Here is an 8,540-nt window from a genome sequence, read left to right on the forward strand (position 1 = left end):
CGACAATCTCCGCGGAAATTCCGGCAGGGTCAGGGCCGGCGCAGGAATTGCGGAGGCACGGCGTCCACCAGCCACACCCCGTTGGCGCTGAGCCGGAACACGTGTCCGGCCGCACGCATGGCGGCGGCGTCCACGACGAGCACGACCGGCCGGCCGCGCCGGGCTCCGACGCGGGTCGCGGTCTCCCGGTCGGGGGACAGGTGGACGTGGTGGCGGGCCATGGGGCGCAGGCCCTCGGCGCGGATCGCGTCGAGCGCCCTCGCGACCGTGCCGTGGTAGAGGTACGCGGGCGGCTCGGCCTCCGGAAGATCCAGGTCCACCGGGACGGTGTGGCCCTGGTTCGCGCGGATGCGGGTGCCCTCGACGGCGAAGCGCTGCTTGTCGTTGGAGGCGACGACGTGGTCGAGCTCGGCGCGGCTGATGGGGAAGCGGTGGTCGGCAGCGGCGCGCAGGAGGTCGTCGATCTCCACCCAGCCCTGGGGGTCGAGCGACAGTCCGATGCGTTCGGGCTGGTGGCGCAGGTGTTTCGAGACGTATTTGGACACCTTCACGGTGCGTCTTTCGTCCATGACGCCAGCTTGCCGGGTCGCACGGGAGCGCCGCAGGGATTTTCGGCCGTCTCGGGTGGCCGCGGACTGGCGGATCGCACTCTATCTCTCTTTCAAGATGCGGAATACATTTTCCATAAAACGTCTACCAGGGGGAGAACCCATGACAAACCGTGCTTCCCTGCCACGCCGTGCGGGTGCCGAGCTCGTCGGCACCGCCGGCCTCCTCATGGTGGTGATCGGCTCCGGGATCCAGGCCGCCGGACTCAGCCGCGACACCGGTGTCGCCCTCGTCGCGAACTCGCTCGCCTCGGCCGTGGGCCTCGGGCTGATCATCACCCTGTTCGGGCCGCTGTCCGGGGCCCACCTGAACCCGGTGGTCACGCTCACCTCCTGGTGGGCCCGCCGGCGCGGCGGTGACGGGCTCGCGGGCCGTGAGGCGCTCGTCTACACCGTGGCCCAGACCGCGGGGGCCATCGGCGGGGCGGTCCTGGCCGAGGTGATGTTCGGCCACACCCCCGGTGCCTTCTCCACCCAGGTCCGCGGCGGCAGCCACCTGCTGCTCGGGGAGGTCGTCGCGACCGCCGGGCTCGTCCTCGTCATCCAGGGTCTGGAGCGCATCGGGCGGGCCAAGCTGATCCCGGCCGCCGTGGCCGCGTACATCGCGTGCGCGATCTGGTTCACCTCGTCGGGCTCGTTCGCGAACCCGGCCGGCACCATCGGGCGCGCCTTCAGCGACTCCTTCACCGGGATCGCCCCGCAGTCGCTGCCCGGCTTCGTTGCGGCGCAGCTCGTCGGTGGCGCTCTCGGCCTGGCCCTCGCCGCGCTCCTCTACGGCGGCGCCGGCCGGGGCACCGGTCGCAGCGCCGGCCGCCGCATGAGCCGCCGCATCGGTCGGGGCAGGCGGAGGACTGCGATCGACCCGCAGCCCATCAGCACCGTGGATCACGCCAGCGGCGACAGCCCCACGTATGAGACCGCCAGCTGAGACGCCCACCGGGTTGCCCACAGGAATCCCCGGCTTGTCCACAGCCGGTTGGGTGGGTTTTGACGGTAAACGAGTGATCCGCCCTGTGGACTACCGTCCTCCCCTGCGCGCCAGATCATTCATCGTCCGGGCCTGCAGCTCGCGTTCGGTCGCGGCCCGGACGAACTCCCCCACATGCTCGGCACCGACCAGGTCCTGCACCGCCCGGACCGTCCCGGCCGGCAGCGGCACCGCCGCCGACCCCGACGGCTGGAACGCCCCGGCCGCGCCCAGGTGACGCTGGAGGTGCCGGGTCGCGAACAGCCGCATCGCCCGCGCCAGCTCGGCGTCCACCGTCTGCTGGGCCAGCGGCCGCAGCCGCCGGACCATCGTCGCCGCCTCCGCCGCGTCCGCATCCGTCGGCGGCACCTGCCCCAGGTAGCGCGCGAAGACGTGCTCGGTGGTGAAGTCCAGGAACCTGGAGGCGATGTGCTCCACCTGCCCGCGCAGCTCCCGAAGGTGCCCCGTGACCGCAGTCAGCGGCACCCCGGCCGCATACAGCTCCGCGGCCACCGCCAGCTCCTGCGGCGAGGGGACGAGGAACTCGTCCGGGCGCCCCGGGATCCGCTCCAGCACTCCCAGCTCGCACGCCTCGTCCACCGCCGCGTCGTCCGAGGTGCCGCCGAACCGCTCGTTCAGCTCGGCCCGGCTGACCCGGGCGGCCTCCTCGTCGGTCCACGGCCCGTGCACCTCGGCGACCAGCCCCAGGACACCGCCGAGCCCGCGGCCCGCGTCCCAGGCCTCCAGCAGCTCCTTGATGGAGGCCAGGGTGTAGCCGCGGTCCAGCAGGTCGGCGATCTGCCGCAGCCGCGCCAGGTGCGTGTCGCGGTAGACGTTCGAACGGCCGCGCCGCTCCGGCTTCGGCAGCAGGCCACGGTCCTGGTACGCCCGGATCGTGCGCACCGTGGCTCCGCTGTGGTGCGCCAGATCCTCGATCCGGTACTCGGCTACTGCCTGATCGGACAATCCCGGCTCCCTACGACATGGCGGATCGGCCCTCCTGCCAGGGATGGTACGACCGCCGGAAACAGGGGGGTATGGCCGTGCCGCTCACAGCCCGGCTTCCGCCTTGGCCAGCCTGCGCAGCAGGCCCGGCGCCCAGCGCGACATCCACAGGGCACCCTTGGACTCCGGGGTCACCGGCACCACCGCCTCGTTGTGCACGACGGCGCGCAGGATCGCGTCGGCGACCTTCTCCGGCGGGAAGTTGCGCAGCCCGTACAGCCGGGACGCCTTCTCCTGGCGGCGCTTCTCCTCCGCCGCATCCGCCCCGGCGAAGCGGGTGGTGGCGGTGATGTTGGTGTTGACGATGCCCGGGCAGATCGCCGAGACCCCGATCGACTGCGGTGCGAGTTCGGCGCGCAGGCACTCCGACAGCATCAGCACCGCCGCCTTCGAGGTGCCGTACGCGGGCAGGCTCTTGGAGGGCAGGTAGGCGGCGGCCGAGGCGGTGTTGACGATGTGGCCGCCCTGGCCGCGCTCGGCCATCTGCTTGCCGAAGATCCGGCAGCCGTGGATGACGCCCCACAGGTTGACGTCGAGGACCTTCTTCCAGTCCTCCGACGTGGTCTCCAGGAACGGCCCCGACAGTCCGATCCCGGCATTGTTGACCAGCACGTCCACGATGCCGTACTCGGCGGCGGTCTTCGCGGCGAGCTTCTCCATCGCCTGCTCGTCGCTGACGTCCACGCACTCGCCCCAGGCCCCGGGCGCCCCGATGAGCCGCGCCATGTCGGCCGTGCGGGCCGCGCCCTCCGCGTCCCGGTCCACGCACACCACCCGTGCCCCGGCCTCCGCGAAGGCGAAGGCGGTGGCCCGGCCGATGCCGCTCGCGGCTCCGGTGACCAGCACCAGACGGCCGCCGAACCAGTCGGCGTACTTCCCCGGGGCCTTCTGCTCCGGAGCACGCGCGGCCGGCTCCTCCCGGGCGGTGACGAACTCGGTGATCCACGACGCCAGCTGGTCCGGCCGGGTCCGGGGGATCCAGTGCCGGGCCGCCAGCGTGCGCCGCACCAGGTCGGGGGCCCACCGCTCCACGTCGTCGTAGAGCTGCTCGGACAGGAACGCGTCCTGGGTCGGCGTGATCAGCTGGACCGGTACGTGGGCGTACGCGTCGGCGCGCGGGCGGCGCATCCGGGAGCGGACGTTGTCTCGGTAGAGCCAGGCCCCGTGCGCGGCGTCCGAGGGCAGCGAAGGGGTCGGGTAGGAGCCGGCCGGGAACTTCTCCACCCGCTCCAGGATCCCGGGCCACCGCTTGCCGAGCGGCCCGCGCCAGGCGAGCTCCGGCAGCTTGGGGGTGTGCAGCGCGTACACGTACCAGGACTTCGCGCCCTGGCCGAGCAGCTGCGCGGCCCGGCGCGGGGTGGGCCGGCTCATGCGCTTCTTGATCCAGTGCCCGAAGTGGTCCAGGGAGGGGCCCGACATGGAGGTGAAGGAGGCGATCCGGCCCTCGGTGCGGGCGACCGTCGCGAACTCCCAGCCCTGCACGGACCCCCAGTCGTGGCCGACCAGGTGCACCGGCCGGTCCGGGCTGACCGCGTCCGCCACCGCCAGGAAGTCGTCGGTCAGCTTCTCCAGGGTGAACCCGCCGCGCAGCGGCACCGGCGCCGTGGAGCGCCCGTGCCCGCGCACGTCGTAGAGCACCACGTGGAAGTGGCCGGCCAGCCGCTCGGCGACCTCCGTCCAGACCTCCTTGCTGTCCGGATAGCCGTGCACCAGCACCACCGTCGGCCGGTCTGCGTCGCCGAGTTCGACGACGCACAGCTCGACCCCGCCGGTGCGCACCCGGCGCTCGCGCGCCCCCGCGAGGCCGCCGGGCCGCTCGGTGCCGTTGATACCGGTGCCCGCGTTGATGCCGGTGGTCCCGGCCGTTTCGCCCATGCCGTTCATGCTGCCTTCTCCTCGGCCCAGCGCCGCACGTGCGGCAGATCGTCGTCCAGCCAGAACGCGCTCTCCTCGGGATCCCGGGAGTCGGTGACCACCAGGATCTCCTCGAACTTCGCCCCGGTTCCCCGGAAGCCCAGGTGCGGCTCCACCGCCCACAGGCCGGGCTGCGGCGCGTGGTCGGAGAAGCGGTACGGGCTCCACAGCGGTGACCAGCCCTCACGGTGTCCGTGCAGGGCGTCGCTCGCCAGCCCCTTGAGGGACTGCGTCCCGAATCCGAAGGCGGTCGGCGACCAGCGCCGCTCCCTCACCCGGTCGATCTTGTGGGCGATCACGCCGAAGGGGTAGGCGCGGTGCCGGTTGGCGTACCCCTGCCGGACCATGAGCCGCTCGACGTTCTCGTAGATCTCCCGCAGGGAGCGCCGCTCGCGGACCTGGCGGAGGATCAGCTCGCGGTGGAAGCGCAGGTCGGACATCAGCCGGTCCTGGACCGGATTGAGCCCGAGGCTGCCCGAGTACCCGATGTCCGCCGCGTACCCCCGGTGGACCGGGGCCATGTCGAGGATGAACGGCATCCCCGGCTCCAGCTTCCGGTTCGTCGGGAAGAACTGCAGCGGGATCCTGAACCCCGCAAAGGCAGTGCGGTCCCCGAACCACGCGAACGGCAGGTGGAACCAGTCCCGTACGCCGCGCTCGCGCAGCCACTCGCGCTGCATCCGCGCCGCCTCCCGCTCGGTCACCCCCGGCCGCAGTTGCGCAGCGACGGTCTCCGCGCACTCGTACGCGAGGCGCTGCACCTCTCTGAACCCGCGGAGATCGGCGGCGAGCCGCCCGGTGAGCCGTGCGCTGCGCTGTGCGGTGTCCCCAGCCATCCCAGCCATGCCAGCCGTCCGTCCCTAGAGCCGTACCGCCCGTAACTTGACACTGATGAATGTGACAATGGCCGGAGATCACGTCAAGGGCCGTGCACCGGCCTGTGGACAAAGTTGTCCGGTCCGCATCAGCCTCACGTCAGGGTCCGTACGCCTGAAGGCTGATACCGGATCGCGCTCCAGGTCTGACGATCCGGGCGGCACGCGCCACTAACGTCGAAGCCGTGACTGTCATCGCGACCGAAAGCCTGAGCAAGCGGTACCCCCGAGTGACCGCCATCGACCGGCTCACCCTGGACATCGGACCGGGTGTGACCGGTCTGGTGGGCGCCAATGGAGCCGGCAAGTCCACGCTGATCAAGATCCTGCTGGGACTGTCCCCCGCCACCGAGGGCCGCGCCGCCGTACTCGGACTCGACGTCGCCACCCACGGCAGCGCCATCCGCGAGCGCGTCGGCTACATGCCCGAGCACGACTGCCTGCCCCCCGACGTCTCGGCCACCGAGTTCGTCGTGCACATGGCGCGGATGTCCGGCCTCCCGCCGACCGCCGCCCGCGAGCGGACCGCCGACACCCTGCGCCACGTCGGCCTGTACGAGGAGCGCTACCGCCCCATCGGCGGCTACTCCACCGGCATGAAGCAGCGCGTCAAGCTCGCCCAGGCGCTCGTCCACGACCCCCAGCTGGTCCTGCTCGACGAACCCACCAACGGCCTCGACCCCGTCGGCCGCGACGAGATGCTCGGCCTGATCCGCCGTGTCCACACCGACTTCGGCATCTCCGTCCTGGTCACCTCCCACCTCCTCGGCGAGCTGGAGCGGACCTGCGACCACGTCGTGGTGGTCGACGGCGGCAGGCTGCTGCGCTCCAGCTCCACCAGCGACTTCACGCAGACCACCACGACCCTCGCGGTCGAGGTCACCGACTCCGACGCCCACCCGGACGGCACCGCCGCCCTGCGCCGGGCGCTCTCCGACGCGGGCGTCGTACTGCACGCGGGCGAGGAGCAGGGCTTGCCCGGCGCCGGCCACATCCTCCTCGTCGAGGCCACCGGCGAGAACACGTACGACGTCGTCCGCGACACCGTCGCCTCACTCGGCCTCGGCCTGGTCCGCATGGAACAGCGGCGCCACCACATCGCGGAGGTCTTCCGCGACCACGACCAGCGGAAGGGAGCCGGCACCGATGGCGCCTGACACCTCCACGGCCACTCAGATCCACAACATCGGCTACCGGTCCTACGACGGGGCCCGGCTCGGCCGCTCCTACGCCCGCACCTCGCTGTACTCGCAGTCGCTGCGCGGCGCCTACGGGCTCGGCCGGTCCGCGAAGTCCAAGGTCCTGCCGATGATCCTGTTCGCGGTGATGTGCGTCCCGGCGCTGATCATCGTCGCCATCGCCATCGCGGTGCCCGGCTCCACCGACCTGCCGATCAAGTACACGACGTACGCCCTGACCACCCAGATGGTCATCGGCCTCTACCTCGCCTCCCAGGCACCCCAATCGGTCTCCCGGGACCTGCGCTTCAAGACCGTGCCGCTGTACTTCTCGCGGCCCATCGAGCGGGTCGACTACGTCCTCGCCAAGTACGCGGCGATGGCCTCGGCCCTGTTCATCCTCACCGCCACGCCGCTGCTGATCATGTGGATCGGCTCGCTGCTGGCGAAGTTCGACTTCGCGGACCAGACCAAGGGGTTCGCTCAGGGGCTGGTCTCCGTGCTGTTGCTCTCCGTCCTGTTCGCCGGCCTCGGCCTGGTCATGGCCGCGCTCACCCCGCGCCGCGGCTTCGGCGTCGCGGCCATCATCGCCCTGCTGCTGATCCCCTACGGCGCCGTCAGCGCGGTCCAGGGCGTCGCCTACAGCGCGGAATCGACCGGCCCGATCGAGTGGATGGGCCTGTTCTCCCCGATCACCCTGATCGACGGCATGCAGACCGCCTTCCTCGGCGCCACCTCCGCCTTCCCCGGCGGCGAGGGCCCCTCCACCGGTGTCGGCTTCGTCTACCTGCTCGTCATCCTCGGCCTCATCGCCGGCTCCTACGCCGCCCTGATGGCCCGCTACCGGAAGGCCGGGCTGTGACCACCATCGACATCGACCACACCAGCCGCTGGTTCGGCAACGTCGTCGCCGTCAACGACGTGACCATGCGGATCGGCCCCGGCGTCACCGGTCTGCTGGGTCCCAACGGCGCCGGCAAGTCCACCCTCATCAACATGATGGGCGGCTTCCTCTCCCCCTCGACCGGCACGGTCACCCTCGACGGCGTCCCCATCTGGGGCAACGAGCAGGTGTACCGGCACATCGGTGTCGTGCCTGAGCGCGAGGCCATGTACGACTTCCTCACCGGCCGCGAGTTCGTCGTCGCCAACGCCGAGCTCCACGGCCTCGACGACGCCGCGGCCCGCCGCGCCCTGGCCACCGTCGAGATGGAGTACGCCCAGGACCGCAAGATCGCCACGTACTCCAAGGGCATGCGCCAGCGCGTGAAGATGGCCTCCGCCCTGGTCCACGACCCGTCCGTGCTGCTCCTGGACGAGCCGTTCAACGGCATGGACCCGCGTCAGCGCATGCAGCTCATGGACCTGCTGCGGCGCATGGGCGACGAGGGGCGCACCGTCCTGTTCTCCTCCCACATCCTGGAGGAGGTCGAACAGCTCGCCTCCCACATCGAGGTGGTCGTCGCCGGCCGGCACGCCGCCTCCGGCGACTTCCGCAAGATCCGCCGCCTGATGACGGACCGCCCGCACCGCTACCTGGTCCGCTCCTCCGACGACCGGGCACTGGCCGCCGCCCTGATCGCCGACCCGTCCACCGCCGGCATCGAGGTCGACGTCCAGGAGGGAGCCCTGCGCATCCAGGCCGTCGACTTCGGGCGGTTCACCGAACTGCTGCCGCAGGTCGCCCGTGCCCACGGCATCCGCCTGCTGACGGTCTCGCCCTCGGACGAGTCCCTCGAGTCGGTCTTCTCCTACCTCGTCGCGGCCTGAAGGAGCTGGCAACCGTGTACAACCCCACCGTGGCCCGGCTCACCTACCGCGCCCTGCTCGGCCGCCGCCGCGCGCTGATCCTCTTCGCGCTGCCCGCCCTGCTGATCGTCATCTCCGCCGTCGTGGGGGCCCGGAACCGCGGGGCGGGCAACATAGGCCGCCCACAAGCGGGGGGGGAGGCCCGCCCCCCCCAAGGGACCCACAAAAAGCTGATAACCCCCCC

General features: G+C 71.5%; 8 protein-coding genes and 1 pseudogene. 5 read left to right on the plus strand and 4 right to left on the minus strand.

All coding sequences use genetic code 11. The annotated features are described in order from the left end of the window. Positions 1–29 precede the first annotated feature (29 nt). On the minus strand, positions 30–569 hold the full coding sequence (locus tag AB0F11_RS07770; RefSeq protein WP_362169481.1) for an RNA 2'-phosphotransferase: 540 nt from the start codon (positions 567–569) through the stop codon (positions 30–32). A gap of 142 nt (positions 570–711) precedes the next feature. On the opposite strand from AB0F11_RS07770, the gene AB0F11_RS07775 reads away from it, so the two are divergent. Next, on the plus strand, positions 712–1,536 hold the full coding sequence (locus AB0F11_RS07775) for an aquaporin (protein ID WP_362169484.1): 825 nt from the start codon (positions 712–714) through the stop codon (positions 1,534–1,536). A gap of 90 nt (positions 1,537–1,626) precedes the next feature. Here the strand turns inward: AB0F11_RS07775 and AB0F11_RS07780 are convergent, their stop codons facing one another. The 3 genes from AB0F11_RS07780 to AB0F11_RS07790 form a co-directional block, all read right to left on the minus strand. Then, entirely contained in the window at positions 1,627–2,541 is a 915-nt protein-coding gene (locus AB0F11_RS07780) for a MerR family transcriptional regulator (RefSeq protein ID WP_362169485.1), read from the minus strand. An 84-nt stretch (positions 2,542–2,625) separates the two neighbouring features. After that, complete coding sequence (locus AB0F11_RS07785; protein ID WP_362169487.1) at positions 2,626–4,464, minus strand: SDR family oxidoreductase; 1,839 nt, start codon at positions 4,462–4,464, stop codon at positions 2,626–2,628. Continuing rightward, positions 4,461–5,330 carry a M24 family metallopeptidase gene (locus AB0F11_RS07790; RefSeq protein WP_362169488.1) on the minus strand — a complete coding sequence of 290 codons (870 nt, stop codon included), beginning with the start codon at positions 5,328–5,330 and terminating at the stop codon, positions 4,461–4,463. The genes AB0F11_RS07785 and AB0F11_RS07790 overlap by 4 nt, the downstream gene beginning before the upstream one ends. Positions 5,331–5,554: 224 nt before the next feature. On the opposite strand from AB0F11_RS07790, the gene AB0F11_RS07795 reads away from it, so the two are divergent. From AB0F11_RS07795 to AB0F11_RS07810, 4 genes and pseudogenes are all read left to right on the plus strand, one after another. Next, entirely contained in the window at positions 5,555–6,526 is a 972-nt protein-coding gene (locus AB0F11_RS07795; protein WP_362169490.1) for an ABC transporter ATP-binding protein, read from the plus strand. After that, positions 6,516–7,409 carry an ABC transporter permease gene (locus tag AB0F11_RS07800; RefSeq protein WP_362169492.1) on the plus strand — a complete coding sequence of 298 codons (894 nt, stop codon included), beginning with the start codon at positions 6,516–6,518 and terminating at the stop codon, positions 7,407–7,409. Before AB0F11_RS07795 ends, AB0F11_RS07800 begins: the two co-directional genes overlap by 11 nt. After that, on the plus strand, positions 7,406–8,317 hold the full coding sequence (locus tag AB0F11_RS07805; RefSeq protein WP_362169494.1) for an ABC transporter ATP-binding protein: 912 nt from the start codon (positions 7,406–7,408) through the stop codon (positions 8,315–8,317). The genes AB0F11_RS07800 and AB0F11_RS07805 overlap by 4 nt, the downstream gene beginning before the upstream one ends. A gap of 14 nt (positions 8,318–8,331) precedes the next feature. Further along, positions 8,332–8,540, plus strand: a pseudogene (locus AB0F11_RS07810) (hypothetical protein); the annotation flags it as partial.

The sequence above is a fragment of the Streptomyces sp. NPDC032472 genome (assembly GCF_040636955.1).
GTDB lineage: Bacteria > Actinomycetota > Actinomycetes > Streptomycetales > Streptomycetaceae > Streptomyces.